This is a genomic window from Thioalkalivibrio sp. ALE21 (assembly GCF_003208255.1).
Classification (GTDB): domain Bacteria; phylum Pseudomonadota; class Gammaproteobacteria; order Ectothiorhodospirales; family Ectothiorhodospiraceae; genus Thioalkalivibrio; species Thioalkalivibrio halophilus.
Genome location: NZ_QKMA01000002.1, coordinates 44,531 through 66,062 on the forward strand (window position 1 = coordinate 44,531; position 21,532 = coordinate 66,062).

Annotated in this window: 21 protein-coding genes; 14 read left to right on the forward strand and 7 right to left on the reverse strand. The window is 69.5% G+C overall.

Annotated features, from left to right (window positions below):
• The first annotated feature begins 28 nt into the window (after positions 1–28).
• The 4 genes from D893_RS01865 to D893_RS14025 all read left to right on the forward strand — a co-directional run bounded on the left by D893_RS01865 (position 29) and on the right by D893_RS14025 (position 3,980).
• Positions 29–1,819 carry an ABC transporter transmembrane domain-containing protein gene (locus tag D893_RS01865; protein WP_110619025.1) on the forward strand — a complete coding sequence of 597 codons (1,791 nt, stop codon included), beginning with the start codon at positions 29–31 and terminating at the stop codon, positions 1,817–1,819.
• A 35-nt stretch (positions 1,820–1,854) separates the two neighbouring features.
• The gene (gene glpK, locus D893_RS01870) at positions 1,855–3,360 is read left to right on the forward strand and encodes a glycerol kinase GlpK (RefSeq protein WP_018947823.1); all 1,506 of its coding nucleotides are present in this window, start codon (positions 1,855–1,857) and stop codon (positions 3,358–3,360) included.
• Between the two features lie 108 nt (positions 3,361–3,468).
• On the forward strand, positions 3,469–3,693 hold the full coding sequence (locus tag D893_RS01875; RefSeq protein ID WP_018947824.1) for an addiction module protein: 225 nt from the start codon (positions 3,469–3,471) through the stop codon (positions 3,691–3,693).
• Positions 3,690–3,980, forward strand: coding sequence for a plasmid stabilization protein (locus tag D893_RS14025; protein WP_081618842.1), 291 nt, complete (start codon positions 3,690–3,692; stop codon positions 3,978–3,980). Before D893_RS01875 ends, D893_RS14025 begins: the two co-directional genes overlap by 4 nt.
• Before the next feature lie 71 nt (positions 3,981–4,051).
• Here D893_RS14025 and D893_RS01885 read toward each other — a convergent pair whose 3' ends face one another.
• The 5 genes from D893_RS01885 to D893_RS01905 form a co-directional block, all read right to left on the reverse strand.
• Positions 4,052–4,900, reverse strand: coding sequence for a pirin family protein (locus tag D893_RS01885; protein ID WP_110619026.1), 849 nt, complete (start codon positions 4,898–4,900; stop codon positions 4,052–4,054).
• Positions 4,901–4,987: 87 nt separating this feature from the next.
• Positions 4,988–5,347 carry a hypothetical protein gene (locus tag D893_RS01890; protein ID WP_110619027.1) on the reverse strand — a complete coding sequence of 120 codons (360 nt, stop codon included), beginning with the start codon at positions 5,345–5,347 and terminating at the stop codon, positions 4,988–4,990.
• Positions 5,348–5,350: 3 nt separating this feature from the next.
• The gene (locus D893_RS01895) at positions 5,351–6,181 is read right to left on the reverse strand and encodes an ABC transporter ATP-binding protein (protein WP_110619028.1); all 831 of its coding nucleotides are present in this window, start codon (positions 6,179–6,181) and stop codon (positions 5,351–5,353) included.
• Between the two features lies 1 nt (position 6,182).
• Positions 6,183–7,154: an iron ABC transporter permease gene (locus tag D893_RS01900; RefSeq protein WP_018947826.1), complete on the reverse strand. Its 972-nt coding sequence runs from the start codon at positions 7,152–7,154 to the stop codon at positions 6,183–6,185.
• 6 nt (positions 7,155–7,160) lie between these two features.
• On the reverse strand, positions 7,161–8,078 hold the full coding sequence (locus D893_RS01905) for a cobalamin-binding protein (RefSeq protein WP_110619029.1): 918 nt from the start codon (positions 8,076–8,078) through the stop codon (positions 7,161–7,163).
• Positions 8,079–8,362: 284 nt separating this feature from the next.
• On the opposite strand from D893_RS01905, the gene bluB reads away from it, so the two are divergent.
• The 8 genes from bluB to cobS are packed head-to-tail and all read left to right on the forward strand — an operon-like array spanning position 8,363 to position 15,672.
• Positions 8,363–9,154: a 5,6-dimethylbenzimidazole synthase gene (gene bluB / locus D893_RS01910; RefSeq protein WP_110619030.1), complete on the forward strand. Its 792-nt coding sequence runs from the start codon at positions 8,363–8,365 to the stop codon at positions 9,152–9,154.
• On the forward strand, positions 9,151–10,107 hold the full coding sequence (gene cbiB, locus D893_RS01915; protein ID WP_110619031.1) for an adenosylcobinamide-phosphate synthase CbiB: 957 nt from the start codon (positions 9,151–9,153) through the stop codon (positions 10,105–10,107). Before bluB ends, cbiB begins: the two co-directional genes overlap by 4 nt.
• A gap of 55 nt (positions 10,108–10,162) precedes the next feature.
• Positions 10,163–11,152 (forward strand): threonine-phosphate decarboxylase CobD, encoded by a 990-nt coding sequence (gene cobD, locus D893_RS01920; RefSeq protein ID WP_110619032.1) that lies wholly within the window; start codon positions 10,163–10,165, stop codon positions 11,150–11,152.
• Positions 11,145–12,653: a cobyric acid synthase gene (locus D893_RS01925; RefSeq protein WP_110619033.1), complete on the forward strand. Its 1,509-nt coding sequence runs from the start codon at positions 11,145–11,147 to the stop codon at positions 12,651–12,653. The genes cobD and D893_RS01925 overlap by 8 nt, the downstream gene beginning before the upstream one ends.
• A complete protein-coding gene (cobU, locus tag D893_RS01930) occupies positions 12,650–13,177 on the forward strand; it encodes a bifunctional adenosylcobinamide kinase/adenosylcobinamide-phosphate guanylyltransferase (RefSeq protein WP_026289066.1) in 528 nt (175 codons plus the stop codon). Before D893_RS01925 ends, cobU begins: the two co-directional genes overlap by 4 nt.
• A 28-nt stretch (positions 13,178–13,205) precedes the next feature.
• On the forward strand, positions 13,206–14,279 hold the full coding sequence (gene cobT, locus D893_RS01935; protein ID WP_077244776.1) for a nicotinate-nucleotide--dimethylbenzimidazole phosphoribosyltransferase: 1,074 nt from the start codon (positions 13,206–13,208) through the stop codon (positions 14,277–14,279).
• Complete coding sequence (locus D893_RS01940) at positions 14,276–14,887, forward strand: histidine phosphatase family protein (protein ID WP_018947834.1); 612 nt, start codon at positions 14,276–14,278, stop codon at positions 14,885–14,887. The genes cobT and D893_RS01940 overlap by 4 nt, the downstream gene beginning before the upstream one ends.
• On the forward strand, positions 14,884–15,672 hold the full coding sequence (gene cobS / locus D893_RS01945) for an adenosylcobinamide-GDP ribazoletransferase (RefSeq protein WP_018947835.1): 789 nt from the start codon (positions 14,884–14,886) through the stop codon (positions 15,670–15,672). Before D893_RS01940 ends, cobS begins: the two co-directional genes overlap by 4 nt.
• Positions 15,673–15,789: 117 nt before the next feature.
• Here the strand turns inward: cobS and D893_RS01950 are convergent, their stop codons facing one another.
• Positions 15,790–16,521 (reverse strand): SapC family protein, encoded by a 732-nt coding sequence (locus D893_RS01950; RefSeq protein ID WP_018947836.1) that lies wholly within the window; start codon positions 16,519–16,521, stop codon positions 15,790–15,792.
• A 296-nt stretch (positions 16,522–16,817) separates the two neighbouring features.
• Here D893_RS01950 and D893_RS01955 point away from each other — a divergent pair, with 296 nt between their 5' ends.
• The gene (locus tag D893_RS01955; protein ID WP_146220534.1) at positions 16,818–18,203 is read left to right on the forward strand and encodes a hypothetical protein; all 1,386 of its coding nucleotides are present in this window, start codon (positions 16,818–16,820) and stop codon (positions 18,201–18,203) included.
• An 85-nt stretch (positions 18,204–18,288) separates the two neighbouring features.
• On the opposite strand, the gene D893_RS13725 is transcribed toward D893_RS01955, so the two are convergent.
• The gene (locus D893_RS13725; protein WP_146220535.1) at positions 18,289–19,812 is read right to left on the reverse strand and encodes a hypothetical protein; all 1,524 of its coding nucleotides are present in this window, start codon (positions 19,810–19,812) and stop codon (positions 18,289–18,291) included.
• 261 nt (positions 19,813–20,073) lie between these two features.
• Between D893_RS13725 and D893_RS01965 the strand changes: the two genes are divergently transcribed.
• Positions 20,074–21,294, forward strand: a complete 1,221-nt coding sequence (locus D893_RS01965; protein ID WP_110619036.1) for a flagellin — start codon at positions 20,074–20,076, stop codon at positions 21,292–21,294.
• Positions 21,295–21,532 lie beyond the last annotated feature (238 nt).

The window sequence follows — 21,532 nt, forward strand, 5'->3', positions numbered from 1 at the left end:
CCGCATTCCCCCACCGCCGGCAGCCGGCATGAACTGGGACGACGCCGACACCCCGCGCCCCGCGGCCCGCAACCTGCGGGTCCTGATGCCGCTGCTCGCATTCCTGCGGCCGTACCGGCGGCGGATCGTGTTCGGGCTGGTGGCGCTGGTGGTGGGCTCGGGGGCGATCCTGGCCTTCGGCGGGGTGCTGCGCCTGCTGGTGGACGCTGGCCTGGGTCCCGAGGACCCCGCCGGGCTCAACCGCGCGCTGGTGCTGCTGCTGGTGGTGGTGACGGTGATGGCCATCGGCGTGGGTGCGCGCATCTATCTGGTGACGTGGCTCGGGGAACGGGTGGTGGCCGATCTGCGCCGCGCGGTTTTCGCCAATGTGATCCGGCTGGATCCGGCGTTTTTCGAGCAGACCCGCACCGGCGAGGTGATCTCGCGCCTGACGGCCGACGCGACGCTGATCCAGACCGTGGTCGGCACCACCCTGACCATTGCCGCGCGCAACCTGCTGCTGATCGTCGGCGGGCTGGTCCTGATGTTCCTGTCCAGTCCGCCGCTGGCGGTCCTGCTGCTGGCCGGCCTGCCGGCGGTGGCCGTGCCGGTGTGGCTGCTGGGGCGCCGGGTGCGCCGGCTCTCGCGCCGGACCCAGGACCGGGTCGCGGACGTGGGCGCACGCACTGACGAGACCCTGTACGCGATCGAGACGGTGCAGGCCCACGGCCAGGAAGACGCCGAACGCGGCCGGCATGCCTCGGCGGTGGAAGCCGCCTTCGGCATGGCCACGCGCCGGGCCGCCACCGGCGCACTGCTGGCCGCTGCGGTGATGCTTTTGATGTTCGGCCTGATCGCCGGGGTCCTGTGGATCGGTGGCCACCGCGTGCTGGACGGGATGATGACCCCGGGCGAGCTGGCCGCGTTCCTGTTCTACGCGGCCCTGGTGGCGGGTTCGATCGCCGCGCTCAGCGAGGTGACCAATGAACTGCTGCGGGCGGCCGGGGCCGCGGAGCGCCTGCTGGAACTCGCGGAGGTCCGTTCCGGGCCGCCCTGGCCACGACACCCCGAAGCCCTGGCGGACCCGGTGCGCGGCGAGATCGCGCTGGAGGACGTGGTCTTCGCCTATCCGACGCGCCCGCAGCCGCCGGCACTGGACGGGGTCTCCCTGCGGGTACGCCCGGGCGAGTCGGTGGCGCTGGTGGGACCGTCGGGGTCCGGCAAGTCGACCCTGTTCCGGCTGCTGCTGCGGTTTCATGACCCGGATGCGGGCTGTATCCGGCTCGACGGGCACGACCTGCGCCGCCTGCGGCCGGACGAACTGCGCCGGCACATCGCGGTGGTGCCGCAGGAGCCGGTGCTGTTCTCCGGGACCGTGCGCGAAAACGTGGCCTACGGCGTGCCGGATGCGTCCGACGCGGCGCTGCAGGCGGCCGCGGAGGCGGCGCATGCGCGGGGGTTCATCGAGGCGCTGCCGGAAGGCTGGGACACCGCGCTGGGCGAGCGCGGCGTGCGCCTGTCCGGCGGCCAGCGGGCGCGTCTGGCGCTGGCCCGCGCCCTGCTGCGCGAGCCGGCCGTGCTGCTGCTGGACGAGGCCACCAGCGCGCTGGACGCCGAAAGCGAACGCGAGGTGCAGGCGGCGCTGGAAGAGGTGCGGCACGCGTGCACCGTGCTGACCATTGCCCACCGGCTGGCCACCGTGCAGTCGGCGGACCGGATCGTCGTGCTGGACGGCGGCCGCGTGGTCGGCGAGGGCACCCATGCCGAACTGCTGGCGCAGGGCGGGCTGTATGCACGGCTGGCGGCGCTGCAGTTTGCGGATGCGGACGCGCTCGCCTGAAACTCGGGGCGAGGCGGATCAAGCGGGAGGACATCATGGCCAACGGATACATCCTCGCCCTGGACCAGGGCACCACCAGCTGCCGGGCCATCCTGTTCGATCTGGAGGGCGGTATCGCCGGGGTCGCGCAGAAAGAGTTCGCCCAGTCCTACCCGCACTCCGGCTGGGTGGAGCATGACGCGATGGAGATCTGGGGCACCCAGATCGGCGTGGCGCGCGAGGCGCTGGAGCGCAATGGCATCAAGCCCGCGCAGCTGGCGGCCATCGGCATCACCAACCAGCGCGAGACCACGCTGGTATGGGATCGTCACAGCGGCCGCCCGATCCATCCGGCCATCGTGTGGCAGGACCGGCGTACCGCGGATCTCTGCGACCGCCTGCGCGACGAGGGTCTGGAAGGCCATATCCGCGCGACCACCGGGCTGCTGCCGGACGCCTATTTCTCCGGTACCAAGATCCGCTGGATCCTCGATCACGTGGACGGCGCGCGCGAGAAGGCCCGCAACGGCGACCTGCTGTTCGGCACCATGGACAGCTGGCTGGTGTGGAACCTCACGCGCGGCGAGCGCCACGTCACCGACGTGACCAACGCCTCGCGCACCATGCTGTTCGACATCCACCGCCTGCAGTGGGACGACACCCTGCTGAAAGCGCTGGACATCCCGCGCGCCATGCTGCCCGAGGTGGTGTCCTCCAGCGAGGTACTGGGCCACACCGGCACGGAGATGTTCGGCGGCGCGCGGGTGCCGGTGGCCGGCATGGCCGGGGACCAGCACGCGGCCCTGTTCGGCCAGGCCTGTTTCGAGCCGGGCATGGCCAAGAACACCTACGGCACCGGCTGTTTCCTGCTGATGAACACCGGCACCCGCCCGGTGACCTCGGAACACGGCCTGCTGACCACCATCGCCTGGGGCCTGGACGGGCAGGTGGAATACGCCCTGGAGGGCTCCATCTTCATCGCCGGGGCCGCCGTGCAGTGGCTGCGCGACGAGATGCACCTGATCGATACGGCCGCGGAGTCGGAGTACTTCGCGAGCCGGGTGGAGGACGCCGGCGGGGTCTACGTGGTGCCGGCCTTCGCCGGGCTGGGGGCGCCGTACTGGGATCCGCATGCGCGCGGGGCGATCTTCGGCCTGACCCGGGGCACGCGCAAGGAGCACGTGACGCGCGCGACGCTGGATGCCCTGGCCTACCAGACCCGCGACGTGATCGAGGCCATGCAGGCCGATTCCGGCCTGGCCCTGCAGACCCTGCGGGTGGACGGCGGTGCGGTGGCCAACAATCTGATGGTCCAGTTCCAGGCCGACCAGCTGGGGGTGCGGGTGGAGCGCCCGGCCATCACCGAGAGCACCGCCCTGGGCGCCGCCGGCCTGGCCGGTCTGGCCACGGGCCTGTGGAGCCGCGACGACCTGCGCGCATTCAGCCGCATCGAACGCGTGTTCGAGCCGCAGCTGGACGCCGCCACGCGCGACCGCCAGTACCACGGCTGGAAGGAAGCCGTGCGCCGCTGCATGAACTGGGAACGCGACGCGCGGGGGTAGGCCCGCGTCGCGGAGTATTGTGGTGTAGTACCGTCCGGGGGCCGATCGTGTCTTGAGCGTCTGATGGCTGGCGTTCGGAAGTAACAGGATCTACGTGAGAGGTGATCTATGAGGATCAAGGACCTGATTGATGAAGCCGAGGCACTCCCAGTTGAGGAGCGTGCGCTGGTGGTCGATTCGCTTCTGCGCAGTCTCAATCCCCCCGAATCCCGGATCGATGAAAAATGGGCTTCGGTGGCGCAGGAGCGATTGAAGGAGTTTCGTTCCGGTGATGTGGAGGCCGTTCCCGGAGAACAAGTGTTTGCGAAGATCTGGGGCGAGCAATCTCAATGAGCTTCCGCTTTCATCCGGAAGCTGAGCGCGAATTGCGTGAGGCTGTGGGCTACTACGAAGAGATCGAGCCTGGCCTCGGATACGATCTTTCTGTGGAAGTGTATTCGGCAGTTCAGAGGGCCGTATCGTATCCAGCGGCCTGGCCAGTGCTTGACGGAGATATCCGGAGGGCCCTGGTACGGAGGTTTCCGTATGGAGTGCTTTACTCCGCGGAAGAGGGAGGTGTCCTCGTCATTGCGGTGATGAACCTTCATCGAGAGCCGGGGTACTGGAAGGGCCGGTCTTGAATGCAGACAGGGACAATGCATTGAATTCGTGCGCCGCCGTCGCGTGGGCGCGTGGCCCCGCGGCCCCGTTGTCAGTCGATGCTGGCGGGGCGGGCGGCGAGGCGGCCGGACTGGTAGTCGGAGATGGCCTGCTGGATCTCGGCGTCGCTGTTCATCACGAACGGGCCGTAGTGGGCGATGGGTTCGGCCAGCGGGCGGCCCTTGAACAGCAGGACGCGGCTGTCCTGACGGGCGATCAGGTGGATCATGGTGTGGCCGTGCCAGACGCCCAGTTCGCCGGCGTTCAGGCCGGTGAGCGCGCCCTCGAAGACGTAGCCCAGCACGCGCTCGTCCAGCTGCACGGCCAGTGACAGGCGATAGCCGGCCGGCAGGCTCAGATCCGCCATGCCCGCGCCTTCGCCGATCTGGCCGAGCGGGCCCTCGGTGTCGCCGGCGCTGGTCTGCCAGGAGCCGGCCACGGCCTTGAAGTCCAGCGGGGCGTCTTCCTCCGGCAGGTGGCGCATGGCGTCGGTGCCGACGTCGCGATAGCGCGGGGGCTCCATCTTGCGCGCGGCCGGAAGGTTCACCCACAGCTGAAAGCCGTGCAGCCCTTCCGGATCGGGATGCAGGGTCTCGGAGTGGATCACGCCGCGGCCGGCGCTCATCCATTGCGCGCCGCCGGCCTGCACCTGTCCTTCGTTGCCCATGGAATCGCGATGGCTGACGCCGCCGCGCACCAGATAGGTGAAGGTCTCGAAACCGCGATGCGGATGGTCGGGAAAGCCGCCCACGTCTTCGTCGCCGGGGGCGGTCTTCAGCTCGTCCAGCATCAGGAACGGGTCGAGGCCGCCGCCGAAGTCATGGATGCGGCGGATCTTCACGCCCGCGCCGTCCTGCGTCGGGTGCGAGTGGCGGATGCTGTCCGGTGGCGTGGGGTTCATGGCGTTCTCCTTCGCGTCGAGTCTGCACCATACCGACCGCAAAACGAAAAGAAAATTGCATGGTCCGATCCGGCGCGTTGTTGCCGGTCAGGGGAGCTGCCACGCGTCGGCGAAGGCCTCCAGGCTCTCGATGAAGTCGGGCTCGTGTTCGCGCCGATGCATGGTCAGATGCAGTACGACGGCCGATTCGTCGGGCGGGTGGCCGGTGGTCAGGGTCCAGGCCACGCCGTTGGGGCAGTCCGGCAGGCTGAAGCGCACGCCGCCGTGGATAAGCTCGCGGTTCACGCGGAACTCGCCCCACAGGCAATAGATGACGCCCTGGGCGGTCCCCCGGTCTTCGACCAGGTTGTCGATCAGTTCGCAGGCTGTTGGCAGGGCGGGCACCGTCAGGCGTCGCTGCAGGCTGTCAGGATCGGTCGTGCCTTCGAGGATGCGATGAAACTCCATGGGCTACTCCACTCGGGGCAGGAATACCGGGTGGCCGTCCACCTCGCCCACGCTCAGGGCCTGGTTGTACAGGCGTTCCAGCGCGGCGGGCACCAGCATGCTGCGGGTGGGGCCCCAGCAGGCGCCGCCGTCGGGGAACATCAGCAGGAGGTGGTCGCAGAAGCGGGCGGCCAGATTGACGTCGTGCAGGGCCATCACCGCAGCGCGGCGTTCACCGCCGGCGATTTCGCGCACGCGCTGCAGAACGCTGACCTGGTGGTGCAGGTCGAGCTGGCTGGTGGGTTCGTCCAGCAGCAGGACCTGCGGGTCCTGGGTCAGTACGGTGGCGAGGGCCAGACGCTGGCGTTCGCCGCCGGAGAGGGTATCCACCTGCCGGCTCTCCATGCCGTCGAGATCCACGGTGGCCAGCGCGGCGCGGGCGGCGTCGACGTCCTCGCGGGTCTCGATGTCCCAGGGGCGCAGGTACGGGTGGCGGCCGATCAGCGCGGTTTCGAGGACGGTGGCAGGGAAGCCGTCATGGTGGTTCTGGAACACCAGACCCAGGCGCCGTGCCAGATCCGGCCGCGACAGGCTGCCCAGGGGCTGCCCGGTCAGTTCGATCCCGCCGGCGCGCGGGGGGCGCAGGCGGGCGAGGGTGTGCAGCAGCGTGCTCTTGCCGGCGCCATTGGGCCCGAGAATGCCCCAGCACTGGCCGGGGTTGACGGTCAGGTGCAGCGGCGAGGAGTCCGCGCGTTCGGGGATGTCGATCACCAGGTCGCGGGTGGCCAGCAGGGTGTCGGCGGTGGGGGCCTCGTGCACGCTGAGGGCATCGGCATGTGCGTCGGCGCGGCTCATCTCAGCGGCTCCGGTACAGCAGGAACAGGAACACCGGCACGCCCAGCATTGCGGTGATCACGCCCACCGGCAGCTGCTCCGGGGCGATGATGGTGCGCGCCAGGGTATCCGCCAGGGTCAGCAGGATGCCGCCGGCCAGCGCCGAGGCGGGCAGGATCACCCGCTGGTCGTTGCCGAACACCAGACGCAGCATGTGCGGCACGATCAGGCCGACGAAGCCCACTGCGCCCACCTGGGTGACCGCGGTGGCGGTGATCAGCGACGCGGCGATGTAGATCGACCATTCGACCGGGCGCACCGACACGCCCAGCGCGGCGGCCTGCATGGGGCCGCGCGCGAGGACGTTGAGGGTGCGGCCCAGCGGCATGGCCGCCAGCACCACGAACACCAGCACGCCCCAGGCCGGGCCCGGATGGCGGGCATGCGAGACGTCACCCATCAGCCAGTAGAGCATGCCCGGCAGTTCCGCGGTGGGGCTGACCGCCAGCAGGAAGCTGATCAGCGCGCCCCAGCCGGCGGCCACCACCACGCCGGTCAGCAGCAGGCGGGTGGCGGTCCAGGATCCGGTGCCATGCGCCAGGCCGAACACGATGAGTGTGGAGAGCATGGCCCCGGCAAAGGCCGCGGCGGATACCGAGAACATCGACAGCCCGGCGAGCATGGCCAGCAGAGCGCCCACCGAGGCGCCGCCGGAGAGGCCCAGCACGTAGGGGTCGGCCAGCGGGTTGCGCAGCAGCACCTGCATCAGCGCGCCGGCCACGCCCAGCAGCCCGCCCGCGGCGAACGCGGCCAGCGCGCGTGGCAGGCGCAGTTCGGTGATCAGCGTGGCGTGCAGCGCCGAGGCCTCGCCGGTGAGCACCCGCGGGAGCTCGCCGAGCGGGATGGCCACGCTGCCCCAGGCCAGGGCCACCACCAGCGACAGCAGCGAGGCGGGCAGCAGCACGCCCGCCGCCAGCAGGAAGGATCGGGTCACGGGGACTTACGGCGATTCGGGACGCCGGTCGCGGGCGGTCTGCAGCTCCTCGCACATGAGGGCGGTGCCCTCGGCGATGCGCGGGGTGTGGCGCTGCAGCAGCGACGGCGGCAGGAAGAACAGGTTGTCGCGGCGCACCGCGAGCATGTTGTCCCATTCGCGCCAGGCCTCGACCCAGGCGGGGTTGTCCTCGCCCATGCCGCCACCGATGATGACCTCGGGGTCGGCGTGGATCACCGCTTCGCGGTCCATGCGCGGTACCAGGCGGTCGAGGTGGCCGAACACGTTCTCGCCGCCGCAGACCTCGATGGCCTCGGCGATCAGGTGTTCGTTGTTCACCGTCATCAGTGGCTGGTCCCAGACCTGATAGAACAGCGGGACGGGGTCGCGATCCGCGTATTCGGCGCGCAGGGCCTCGATCTCCTGCAGGAAGCGCTGGGCCTCGGCGCGGCCCTGTTCCGCAGTGCCGGCCAGTTCGGCCATGCGCTCCATGCTGGAAGCCACGCCGTCGAACCCGCGCGGTTCGGAGGTGTAGACGGTCAGGCCCAGTTCGCGCAGGCGCTCGATGTGCGAGCGCGAGTTGCCGCTCTCCCAGGCCACCACCAGGTCGGGTTCCTTGGCGAGGATGCGTTCCAGGTCGAGACTGGTGTAGCCCCCGACCCGGGGGATGTCCGCGGCCGGTTCGGGGTAATCGCTGTGGTCGGTCGCGCCGATCACGCGGTCGCCGGCGCCGATCGCGAACAGTACCTCGGTGATGTGCGGGGCCAGGCTCACGATCCGCTCGGCCGGGGCGTCCAGCCGGACTTCCCGATCCGTGTCGTCGATCACGGAAATGGAGTCGTTGTCGGCGGCGTGGCCGGCCGGGCTCAGCAGCAGGGCACTCGCCGCGAGCAGGGCCGGCAACAGGTTCGAACGATATGACATGCGCAGTGGTTCCTGGATTTCCGGTTCCGGGGGGCTGGCGCGGATGGTGCCCCGGCGGGAAAAAGCCGCAACCGGCGGTGTGCCGCGCCTGCAAGGACGCAATATCATAACAGGAGTGTCACGGCCCCCGCGGGAGAGCCCGCCCGCGGCAGGGCCGTGTGTGACCGGGCGCACTGGAGAGGGCGGGTGCGAACGCGTATCATCCTGCCTTCCCGTCCGGCCATGCGCCGGATCCTCGCGACACCCTTGCACCCATCTCGCCCGCTGCCGGGAGACGACTTCGCATGTCCCGCAACACCCCGTCATCCGCCCCGCCGTCCGGTTCGCGGCCGGCCAGTTCGTCGGACCTTTCCGCCAACGCCTTCCCGCCTGCCGAGGCCGCGGCGGTCTACCGCGCCATCAACGAGCGCCGCGACATGCGGCATTTCCGTGCCGGCACGGTGGTGGACCCGGAGGTGCTGGGGCGTCTGCTGGAGGCCGCGCATCGCGCGCCCAGCGTCGGCTACATGCAGCCCTGGCGCTTCGTGCGGGTGGCCGATCCGGCGCTGCGCGAACGCATCCACGGCCATGTGGCCGCCGAACACGAGCGCACGGCCGAAGCCTGCGGCGAACGCGGTGCCGAGGTCCAGCGGCTGAAGCTGGAGGGCATCCGCGACGCCGGGGAGATCCTGGTGGTCGCGCTGACCGACGGGCGCGAGCGCTACGTGCTGGGCCGGCGCACCCTGCCGGAGATGGACCTGTGTTCGGCTGCCTGCGCGATCCAGAACCTGTGGCTGGCGGCGCGTGCCGAGGGCCTGGGCATGGGCTGGGTGTCGCTGTTCGAGCCGGAATGGCTGGCGCGCACCCTGGGGATGCCGGAGGGGGCGCACCCGATCGCGATCCTGTGCCTGGGTGAGGTGGAGGCGTTCTACGACGAGCCGATGCTGGAGACCGAGGGTTGGGATACCCGGCGTCCGCTGGACGAGCTGGTGTTCGAGGATTGCTGGGGCCGGGCGGGTTCGACCCCGGTCCCCGATCCGAAGGACGACGTCGGCGACGATTTCCGGGGTGGCTCCCGGGAGGAGAACAGCGCGTGACCGCCTTTCTCGTCCTGCTGGGCGCCCTGACCCTGGACCGGCTGTTCGGTGATCCGCGGCGCTTCCATCCGCTGGCGGGCTTCGGGCGCCTCGCGCAGGGGCTGGAACGGCGCTTCCACGCGGACAGCCGGCTGCGCGGCACCCTGTTGCTGACGGTGCTGGTGCTGCCCTGGGTGGTGCTGGCGGCCTGGGCGGCCAGTCTCGCCTGGGGCTGGATCGTCAGCCTGCTGGTGCTGGTGCTGGCACTGGGCTGGCGCTCGCTGGACGAGCACGCCGAGCGGGTGGCGGTGGCGCTGGAGCAGGACGACCTGGACGGGGCGCGCGCCGGGACCGGGATGCTGGTGTCGCGCGCGACCGACAAGATGGATGCCGACGGTGTCAGTCGCGCGACCGTGGAATCGGTGCTGGAGAACGGCAACGACGCGCTGTTCGCCACGGTGTTCTGGTTCCTGGTGGCCGGCGCGCCGGGTGTGGTGGCCTATCGGCTGGTGAACACCCTGGATGCGATGTGGGGCTATCGCACGCCGCGCCACCGCCATTTCGGCTGGGCCGCCGCGCGGCTGGACGACGTGCTCAACTACATCCCCGCGCGCCTGACCGCGCTGGCCTATGCCGCCGCCGGGCGTATGGGCAGCGCGCTGCGCTGCTGGCGCGAACAGGCCGCCGCGTGGAAGAGCCCCAACGCCGGGCCGGTGATGGCCGCCGGCGCGGGCGCGCTGGGCGTGCGTCTGGGCGGCTATGCGTATTACCACGGCCGGCGCGAGTGGCGGCCGTCGCTGGGGCCCGAGCCGGTCCCGGACGTGGCCCCGGATATGGCCCCGGAGACCGCATCGGAAGATGTCGCCGCGTCCGGGGCCGCGCGCATCCGCCGCGCGATGGCGCTGGTGGACCGCGCGCTGGCGCTGTGGATGGCGGTGATCGTGATCGGAGTGTCGTTCGTTGTCCTCGCCTGACACCCGGTCCGGATCCCGGGACGGCGCGACGCCGGAGTCGCGCCATGGCGGGGGCGTGCGCGCGGCGGCCCGGCGCTGGGGGCATCCGGTCGAGGACTGGCTGGACCTGTCCACCGGCATCAACCCGCGGGGCTGGCCGGTGCCGCCGTTGCCGCCGCAGGCCTGGACGCGGCTGCCGGAGGCCGACGACGGGCTGGAGGCGGCGGCCGCCGCGTATTACGGCAGCGACGCCCTGCTGCCGCTGCCCGGGTCCCAGGCCGCGATCCAGGCCCTGCCGGCGCTGTGGGGTGAGGGCGCCGGCCGCGAGCAGGCCCGGGTCGGCGTGCTGCACCCCGGCTACAACGAACACGCCCGCGCCTGGAGCGCCTGCGGCCACGTCGTGCAGCCGGTGGAGCCCGAGGCCGGCGCCATCGAGGCCGTGCTGGATGCGCTCGACGTGCTGGTCCTGATCCATCCCAACAACCCCACCGGCACGCGCTTCGGGCCCGCGCAGCTGCGCGAGTGGCACGCGCGGCTGGCGCGGCGCGGCGGCTGGCTGGTGGTGGACGAGGCCTTCGTCGACAGCGAGCCGCAGCTGAGTCTGGTGCCCGATGGTCCGCGTGACGGGCTGGTGGTGCTGCGCTCGTTGGGCAAGTTCTTCGGCCTGGCCGGGGCCCGCGTCGGGTTCGTGTTCGCGCCCGAGGCGCTGCGCCGGGCGCTGAGCGCGCGCCTGGGGCCGTGGAGCGTGCCGGGGCCGTCGCGGCAGGTCGCGGCCGGGGCGCTGGCGGATCATGGCTGGCAGTCGGCGCGGCGCGTGCAGCTGGCGGGCGAGGGCGAACGCCTGGCGGCCCTGCTGCGCGCACACGGACTCGCCCCGGATGGCGGTACCGCGCTGTTCCAGTGGGTGCGCAGCGAACGTGCCGAGGAGATCCAGGACCGGCTGGCGCGCGCGGCGATCCTGGTGCGGCGCTTCGACGAGCCGGCCAGCCTGCGCTTCGGGCTGCCCGGCGACGAGGCGGGCTGGCAGCGCCTGGAGGCCGCGCTTACGGAGCTGAGTGATGACTGACACCGGCGGCACCTTGATGGTCCAGGGCACCACCTCGGATGCCGGCAAGAGCGTGCTGGTGGCCGGGCTGGGGCGCGTGCTGCGCCGGCGCGGGATCGCGGTGGCGCCGTTCAAGCCGCAGAACATGGCGCTCAACAGCGCGGTGACCGCTCAGGGCGGCGAGATCGGGCGGGCCCAGGCCCTGCAGGCCGCCGCCTGCGGGCTGCAGCCGCATACCGACTTCAACCCGGTGCTGCTCAAGCCCTCCAGCGACCGGGGTGCGCAAGTGATCGTCAACGGCCGCGCGGTGGAGGAGCTGGACGCGCGCGCCTACCATGACTACAAGCCGGTGGCGCGCGAGGCGGTGCTGGCGGCGCACCGGCGTCTGGCGGCGCAATATGCCGCGGTGCTGGTGGAAGGGGCCGGCTCGCCGGCGGAGATCAACCTGCGCGCGGGAGACATCGCCAACATGGGGTTCGCCGAGGCGGTGGACTGCCCGGTGATCCTGGTCGCCGACATCGACCGCGGCGGGGTGTTCGCGCATCTGGTGGGTACGCTGGCGCTGCTGGCGGAAAGCGAACGGGCGCGGGTGGCCGGCTTCGTGATCAACCGCTTTCGTGGCGATCCGGCGCTGCTGCAGTCCGGGCTGGACTGGCTGGAGGCCGAGACCGGCAAGCCGGTGCTGGGCGTGCTGCCGTATCTGTCCGGGCTGCAGCTGGATGCCGAGGACGCGCTGCTGCGCGAGGCGGCCCCGGCGAGTGACGCGTGGGCGAGCGGCGAGGGCGAGGCCCTGCGGGTGGTGGTGCCGGCGCTGCCGCGGATCTCCAACCATACGGATTTCGACCCGCTGCGCCTGCACCCGGGGGTGTCCCTGCGCTTCGCCGGGCCGGGGGAGCGGCTGCAGCCGGCGGATCTGGTGCTCCTGCCGGGGTCCAAGGCGGTGCGCGACGACCTGGCCTGGCTGCGCGAACAGGGCTTCGAACGCGAACTGATGCGCCACCTGCGCTACGGTGGTCGGGTGCTGGGGATCTGCGGCGGCTACCAGATGCTGGGGCGCGCGGTACACGATCCGGAAGGCGTCGAGGGCACCCCGGGTTCATCAGTCGGGCTGGGCCTGCTGGACGTGGAGACCACGCTGCGCCCGGCCAAGCAGCTGCGGCAGGTGACCGGCAAGGGCGTGATGGAGCGGGCGGCGCCGGTGCGCGGCTACGAGATCCACGCCGGGCACACCGCCGGGGCGGACTGCGAACGCCCGGTGCTGCAACTGGCCGCCGGGCCGGACGGCGCTCGTTCGACGGACGACGCAGTGGCCGGCACCTACGTGCACGGGGTGTTCGACGAGCCGGCCGCCGCCGGGGCACTGCTGGCCTGGGCCGGGCTGGAGGCGGACGGCGCCGCCGTGGATCTGGACGCGCTGCGCGAGGCGAGCCTGGAGCGTCTGGCCGACGCACTGGAGGAACACATGGACATCGACCGACTGCTGGACCTGCTGCACGTGCAACAAGGGGGCGCCCGGTCATGAGAACCCTGATACTGGGCGGCGTGCGTTCGGGCAAGAGCCGCATGGCGGAACAGCTGGCGCTGGCGTCCGGACAGCCGGTGACCTACGTGGCCACCGCGCGCGCCGACGACGACGAGATGCTGCGGCGGGTGGAACAGCACCGCCGCCGGCGGCCGGCCGGCTGGGACCTGATCGAGGCCGGCGACGACCTGGCCGCCCGGCTGCAGGAGGCCGCGGCGCCGGATCGCTGCCTGCTGATCGACTGCCTGACCCTGTGGCTGACCCAGCTGCTGTGCACCGAGGACGAGGCGCACATCGAGCGCGAGCGCGAGGCGCTGATCGCCACGCTGCCGACCCTGCCGGGTAGCATCATCGCGGTGAGCAACGAGACCGGGCTGGGGGTCGTGCCGCTGGATGCGCTGTCGCGGCGCTTCGCCGACGAGGCCGGTGCGCTGCACCAGCGCCTGGCCGCCGATCTCGACCGCGTGGTGCTGACCGTCGCCGGCCTGCCGCACGTGCTCAAGGGCCCGATAGTGAACGCCTGATGACCGCATCGACCTGCGAGGAACGCGCGTGACCGAAGACTGTGACTGGCTGAATGTCCCCGCCGCGCCGCTGGATGCCGGGGCGGCCGCGCGTGCCCGCGCCCGACAGGAACGGCTGACCAAGCCGCCGGGCTCGCTGGGCCGCCTGGAGACCCTGGCCGAGCGCCTGGCCGCGCTGCAGGGCCGCGAGTGCCCGCACCCGCCGCACCCGTGGATCACCGTGTTCGCCGGCGACCATGGCGTGGTCGCCGAAGGCATCTCGCGTTTTCCGCAGGCGGTGACCGCGCAGATGGTCGCCAACTTCGCCGCCGGCGGGGCGGCGATCACGGTGCTCGCGCGCAGCCTGGACGCGGGACTGGAGATCATCGACCTGGGCACGCTGCCCGGCGGTCCCGAGCCCGAGGGCGTGATCCGCGCCGGCCTGGGCCCGGGCACTGCCAACTTCGCGCGCGAGCCGGCAATGACCCCGGCGCAGCTGGAGCGTGCGCTGAACACCGGGCGCCAGGCGGCCGAACGGGCGCGCCAGGGCGGCGGGGGGCTGTTCATCGGCGGGGAGATGGGCATCGGGAACACCACCGCCGCGGCGGCCGTGGCCTGCGGCCTGCTGGGGGCGTCGCCGGACGCGCTGGCGGGCCCGGGGACCGGGCTGGACCCGGCCGGGGTGCGGCACAAGGCCGAGGTGATCGAACGCGCGCTGGCCCTGCACGCCGAGGCCGGCGATTCGGCGCTGGAGTGGCTGCGCCGGGTCGGCGGCTTCGAGATCGCCGGGTTGACCGGTGCGTTCCTGGCCAGCGCGCAGATCGGCCAGCCGGTGCTGGTGGACGGCTTCATCGCCAGCACCGCGGCACTGGTGGCGACGCGGCTGTGCCCGGGGGCCGGGGACTGGTTCTTCTACGCCCACCGCTCCGCCGAGCCCGGCCACGACCGTGTGCTGGAGGCGCTGGGTGCGCAGCCGCTGCTGGATCTGGGCATGCGCCTGGGCGAGGGCAGCGGCGCGGCGACCGCGGTGCCGCTGCTGCGCATGGCCTGCGAGCTGCACGCCGGCATGGCGACCTTCGACGAGGCCGGGGTGGCGGACGACGAGTCCGGAGCGGGCGCGTGAGTACGGGGGCGTCCGCCGGCGACGGGGCGCGGGTCGGGCTGCTGCGTCACGGCGAGACCACCGGCGAGGGTTTCTGCGGCGCCGGCAGCGACGTGCCGCTGACCGCGCGCGGCCAGGCGGCGATGGAGGGTGAACTGGCACGCCGGCGCCCACCCGGTCTGGACTCCGGCGAACCGGCCTGGGACCGCATCGTGACCTCGCCGCTGCAGCGCTGTCAGGGGCCGGCCTCGGCCTGGGCCGAGCGCTGGGAGGTGCCGCTGGTGGTGGAGCCGCGCCTGCGCGAGCTGCACTTCGGCACCTGGGAGGGCCGCAGCGCCGCCGCGCTGATGGAGACCGAGGCCGACGCGCTGGGCCGCTTCTGGCAGGATCCGGAAGGCTGCCCGCCGCCGCAAGGCGAGGCGCTGGGTGCGTTCCGCGAGCGCGTGCTGGCCGGCTGGCGCGAGAGCGTGGCCACCCCCGGCACCGCGCGCACGCTGGTGGTCACCCACGGCGGCGTCATCCGCGTATTGCGTGCGCACTTCGAGGGCATCCCGCTGGCCGAACTGCTGAGCATCGAGGCCCCGCTGGCGGTGCTGCACCGGGTCGATCCCGCGCGGGTGCAGGCATGAGCCGGCCGGCCACGCTCGCCCCGCTGTGGCTGGCGCTGGTGTTCCTCACCCGGGTGCCACTGCCGGCGCGCCTGCTGGCCGAGGCCCCGCGCCCGGAAGACGCCGGACGTTCGCTGCTGTTCTACCCGCTGGTGGGGCTGGTGCTGGGCCTGCTGCTGGCCGTCGGCGGCATGCTGCTGGCCCTGCTGCCGGGCGCCGAACCGTTGCTGCTGGCCGCGCTGGTACTGGCCGGCTGGGTGGCGATCACTGGCGCGCTGCATCTGGACGGGCTGGCCGACACGGTGGACGCTCGCGTGGGCAGCCACGGCGACTCCGAGCGCGCCCGCACCATCATGAAGGACCCGACCTCCGGCCCGATCGCGGTAGCTACCGTGATGCTGGTGCTGCTGGTCAAGTTCGCCGCACTGGTGCCGCTGGTGGCCGCCGCGCAGTGGCTGGCGCTGGTGATCGCCGTGGTCCTCGGCCGCGCCGCCCTGGTGCTGCTGTTCCGCCTCGCGGATTACCTCAATCCCGCCGGCCTGGGCGCCGACATGGCGGCGAACCTGCCCGAACGGGCCGCCGCCGGAGTACTGGTGGCCACGGCCATCGCCGTGGTCATCCTCGGCGTGGCCGGCGGCCTGCCCGGCGCCATCATCGCCCTGATCGCCGCCGGCGCCACCGTGGTCGCCCTGGCCGCGTTCTTCCGCCGCTGGCTCGGCGGCTTCACCGGCGACCCCGCCGGCGCCACCCTCGAGATCGTCGAGGCCGTGGCCCTGGTGGTCATGGCCCTGACCCTCACCGCGTAGGGCCCTCGCTGGCAGCCATCCCCCGGGCCCGATCGGCCGGAGGGCCGGCCTCCTGCCGGGGGGCACGGGTTCAACCGTAGGAGGCCAGCCCCCTGGCCGATCCGCGCTTCGTTCCGTTCAGGCGTCGAAAAGCATCGGTCGCGCCTGTTTCTCGGCTTCGTGCAGGCGACGACCGAGGAATGGGAAATTGTTCATTGAGACGAGCTGGGCATGGGCCAGCAGCAGGCCGCCGGCGTCATTCAGGGCTTCAAGCATGGGGCCGCGCAGGCCCGCGAGTGCCTTCTGGTCAACGCCATACAGACCCCGGGGGGATACCTCCTCGCCGTGCAGCGTGATCGAGGGTTCCCATGGCCCCACCACGCCGGCCACCTCCAGTGACTGTGCGGCGATGCGTGCCGCGATCTTGTCTTCCTCCATCCAGCGCAATGCCTTGATCAGGCGCTCGGGCAGTTCCGTCGGTTGTCCGTCATCGAGCAAACGCTGCGAGCCGCCGACATGCACCATGCCACTGGCCGCGTCGTAGGCCAGTTCGGGATCGGCTCCGTTGGTGCCGCCGCTCAGGGTGAACGGATAGAGGCGCAGGGCGGACGGCGTGTAACCCGCATGCCAGTGCCCGTCGTCATCGACCAGCAGGTTGTCGTTGTCCTCCACGCCCATGACCGCCACCACGCGGAAAGCTTCCTGTTCCGGATCCTTCACCAGGGCCAGGGGCATGGCCGCGGCGGCCTGAATACATTCGGACAGCCCGATTTCCACGCGCTCGCTGCCGCGCGCGAATTCGAAACCGGCCTCCCATTCGACACCCAGAGAGTCGCCGGCGCGTGACAGTGGCATGATGGTTCTGAACATGGCGGTTGCTCGGTCTCCTGACGGTCACGGCGGTGCGTAACGTTGCCGTATCGTTCAAATGTTGGCCGGGTCGGCCGCTACGGTAAGATCGCCAAAAGCCTAGCATGGGGAGATCTCGATTGGCCCGCAAAACCCGTAAACGTTCGAACAGCGCGCCGCTGACCCTCAAGGCCGCGTTGCAGCATCTGGAGCAGGGACGCACCGAGCGTGCGGAACGTGAACTCTCGCGGCTGACGGGCCAGGACCGTCAGGGTGAGGTCTGGCGTGCGCTCACGATCGCGCGGGAGCGCCTGGAGATGCCGTCGGCGCTGGAGGCCGCCCATCGGGCCGCGGAACGGGGCGGGACCGAGGATGACCTTAAGCGCCTGTTTCGCATCGGCCGTGCCAACGACGACAGTCAGGCCATGATCGCCGCGGCAGACCGACTGGCCGAGCTTGATCCGGAGTCGTCGACGTGGGCCAACGCGCGTGTCCTGGCGCGTCTCCGTCTGGGGGAGCTGGAGTCCGCACTGGAGGTGGCCCGGGGCAATGTGGAGCGTCGTCCCGACGGGCCTTCTTCACTCCGCCTGCAGGCAGGCGCACTCAGAGGCATGACGGGTGACCGTGAGGGTGCGGTTGCGGAGTGTCGCGAGGCCCTGGCCGACAGGGGGTTCCAGACCCGCGAAGGGGATGACGGCAAGCCGCATGTCCTGATTCTGAAGGCAATGAGTCGGACGCCGCCACGGATCAACCGGCAGTCGGGGCAGATCACCTTCGAGACCGGAAACGACCTGAGTACGCATGTGGCACGAGCCGGATATCCCACCAGCGATGTGTATGCGGAGGCTCTCCAGGATCGCCCGGAGCTGATGGATCAGGCACCCCCGGCGGATGTCGTCCTGTGTTCCATCACCGATGCCGACAAATCCCCGGACGAACTCGCAACGGCGCAAGAACTCGTGGAGAGGCTCGGATTGCCGGTCGTGAATCATCCGTCAAGGATTCTGCAGACCCGTCGGGATGCCAACGCCCGGCGGTTCGCGAATACGCCCGGTGTCCGGTTTCCAAAGACGGTCGCGGTTCCCGTTCAGGACGTCTCCGATCCGGTGATGGCGGTCGAGGAGGCGATGGAGTCAAACGGGATCCAGTACCCCGTGATCCTGCGTTCGGCCGGGCTCCAGACCGGGCGCTGGATGTACCGGATCGAAAACCGCCGGGAACTGCGCCGCATGCAGGTAACGGACCGGGTGCGAGAACTGTATCTGATCGAATGGCTGGATACCCGGGACCCGGCAACGGGACTGTTCCGGAAGTTTCGTGCGTTCCTGATCGGTGATGAACTGCATCCAGCGCATGCCTATTTCACGCCGGAGTGGAACGTTCATGGAGATTCCGCGGCTGAATTGCTGCGCCAACGGCCTGACTTGTACGAAAGAGCCAGAAACTTTCTCGTGAACCCCGAAGGGGAGCTTTCAAACCAGGGGTGGGAAGCCGTCCATCACGCACTCAAGCAGACCGGACTGGATATTTGCGGTATCGATTGTTCCCCGGATGCCGAAGGCAACATCGTCATATTCGAGGCCAATGCAGCAATGCAGATTGCGCCGCATGTGCGCGAGGGGATGGAATTCCAGCGCGAACATGGTGAGGGCAATGCGGCTCTCTCGGTACAGCTTGTCGGACAGAGAGCGATCAGGAAGTGAGGTGATTTGTCCTGTGAAACGGGCTCACGCTGGAGCTGGCCCGAATGGCAGGCCCGTCTCCCCTTGCGACGTGTCGGGGTGCGGGTCAGATGCTGCGGGTGATTGCTCGTGCAAGAAATTGTATTTTGCTGCAGACAGTTCGGAGTTTTTCTTCTTCTACCTTGAGGAAGCCTGAATCCACAATGCTGGTTTCCGGGTCCCGACACCCGGCAATGATGCGTGCACCAATGCTTATGCGCATTGCTGCACCAAGTCCATTCCCCAACGGGACAGGCTGCCCTATGTGGCAGGCCCGTGAGCTGAGATCGTGCGGCATATGCCTGCCCATTGAGTGCTGGGTTAGTTCCTGGTTCAGTAGTTGGTACAGGGCACCCGCCTGTTCGGGGGGCAGGGTGTCGTGGCCGGGCGCGGCAATGCGGAACGGGATAAGGGTGGGGCGACTTGAAAGTTCGGGCCCCTGACCATTGTTGTTGATGGCAGAGCGCTGGTGTGGGGACTGGATCGGCTGAAGTTCGGGGTATTCATCGAGAATACGTTTGATTCGCAGGCCAAAATCGTCCAGGAGGCGAATCCTTTCGGAACGCGGGATGGCGAAATAGCGCGACATTTCCTCAAGCGCAGCGGTCCAGCGAAGTCGCATTCCGATGTCAGCCGGAGCCGGAAGGGGCGGCGTCGCCCGGGCGAGCCAGTCCGGTAATGTGCAACGATCAAGATAATTCGAGAGGCCGGAAGGCAGGCGGTGGTTCGTACGCGACCAGCGCTCGACCATGGAAGAAGGGTAGAGAGAAGCGCCACTGAAGGGGGGGCCAGTAAAGAACTTGGAGCCAGTGATGAGAACGATGTGGTTTCGGTCAAGGTGCGTCGCGAGGTCCTCCATGTCCAGACGAAGCTGACACGCATCCACGATGACCTGCACGGCGTCTCCGAACCGCTGCCGGAGTTCGTCGACGAGATTGAGTGAGGGCGCCATGCACCCGAGCTTGGACTGGTCCATCAGGTGCAGCAGGACGACATATCCCCGATGGACGGAGTGAGCGACGGCCTGCCGGACCTCCTGGTCGAGCTCCTCGGGGGACTTGTTGCGGCCCCGATCATCCCTGAATGGCACGCCCAGGTATTGGATTTCGGGGAATCCCTGGATCCTTGTTCCCTTTTCCACGATATGCCCAACGGCAGTGACTCCGTCGAAATGTCGCCCAGTTACTGAGTAAGGAGTACCACTGCCGGTTTCGTCGCTGCCGCAGACGACGCTGACCAACGGAGAACGTTCGGAACAGGCTACTATCGCCGTAGCGTGCATCTGTGAGTCCGTTCCGGATGCCGAGAGCAGCACTCCCGGTTTCCGGGTGTCGATCTGCAAAGTGCGCGTCAGGGTGGATGCCAGGTGGCTTGTTACATCGTGAAGCCGATCTTCGGCTATTCGCTCTGTTTCGTCCTGGAAAAGGCAGTCATGCAGTCGGCATGCCGCTTCATACCCGTGCCGAGAGATCGATGTGGCGGTGGAAGAAGCGAAGCTGAAGGCTTCATCCCGAGGCATTGGTGAGCAGCCGTAGCGGTTCAGGCCGGACTCCGGGTCCACGATCAGCCGGGCATCGCCGCCCAGCGTCAATTGCTTTGCGGTTGGATGTAGGAGCCATCGGGGCTGACTGGGCACAAACGGTTCCTGTATGCCGGGAAGGATGATGCCGGGATTGTTGCATACGTTGGAGAACCTGGTGCAGGTGAGCGAGGTGAACCGTTGCCAGCAATCGGCGGCAGTGGCCTAAAGGTCCCGGAGTGACGGTCGTTAAGGGAATCGAAGGCGGCATGACGCCGCAGAAGGATTGCCTCAGCCGGCCCCGCCGGCACCCTAGTTCCGGAGGAAACAACCATGTCCCAGGTCATCAATACCAACGTGATGTCGCTGAACGCGCAGCGCAACCTGAACCAGTCTCAGGGCGCGCTTGCGCAATCGCTGGAGCGTCTGTCGTCGGGTCTTCGCATCAACAGTGCGAAGGACGACGCGGCGGGTCTGGCGATTTCCGAGCGCTTTACCAGCCAGATCAACGGTCTGGACCAGGCGGTACGCAACTCGAACGACGGGATCTCGCTGGCGCAGACGGCGGAAGGTGCGCTGGATACGGTGAGTGACTCGCTGCAGCGTGCCCGCGAGCTGGCGGTGCAGGCGGCGAACGATTCCAACTCGGCGTCGGACCGTCAGGCGCTGAATGACGAGGTCCAGCAACTGATGGACGAGGTAGGCCGGATCGCGAACAACACCGAATTCAACGGTGGCCGCATCCTGGATGGCAGCGTGGAGGACCTGTTCTTCCAGGTGGGCGCGAACCAGGGCCAGATGATTGGCGTGGATGGCGTGGATGCGCGCAACACGAATTTGGGTGCCGCGGAAGTGGTGGGTGACGGCGCCCTGGACTCGTCTCAGCTCGAGGAGCTTGCCGGGTTCAGTGACAGCGATGTCACGATCACTGTCGATGGTGCTGATGACCCTATCGAGGTGGCCCTCGATGGAGATGACATCCAGACGATGGACGATGCGGTGCGAGCGATTAACAGCGCGATCTCCGAGGCTGCGACCGAGGATGACGTGATTTCCGATGCGAGCCTGGAGGCGGCGTTGCGGGTCAACAATGAGGGCGAGACCTCGATTTCGATCACCGGAGCGTTTGATACCGGCTTCACGGTGGATGGAGGACAGGCGCTCGACGAGGATGGTGACGACCTGGGGGCAGCCCTGTTCGATAACCAGGGCGATATCAATAACGGTGGGGACAACAACGTCAACCTGACCGAGATTGACGTGACCACGCGGGATACCGCGACTCAGGCCATTGGGGTGATGGACGGCGCGCTGACCCAGATCAGTTCACTCCGCTCCGAGCTGGGTGCGGTGCAGACGCGATTCGAGAGCACGATTTCGAACCTGGAGATTGGTTCGGAGAACCTTTCGGATGCACGTTCGCGGATCATGGATGCGGACTTCGCCGCCGAGACGGCGGAGCTGACGCGCGCCGAGGTGCTGCAGCAGGCGGGGACTTCGGTGCTGTCGCAGGCCAATGCGGTGCCGCAGAACGTGCTGGGTCTTCTGCAGTAAGAAGGAGGTTTCCTCCGGGCCCGTGCCGCGGGCCATCCCAGGGCCCGCCCCGAGTGATCGGGGCGGGCCTTTTTGTGTGCGGTGGGGTCTGGCGGCAAGCGGGCGGAAATTTTTTGCCGATCGGGGTTAAAGGTTGCCGGGAGGCAGTCGTTACGGGGTGTGAGAGGCAATCTCGAACCCACCATTGCCGCCGGAACGGCAATGACTGGCCGGCAAGCAGAGGAAGGAGGACGACATG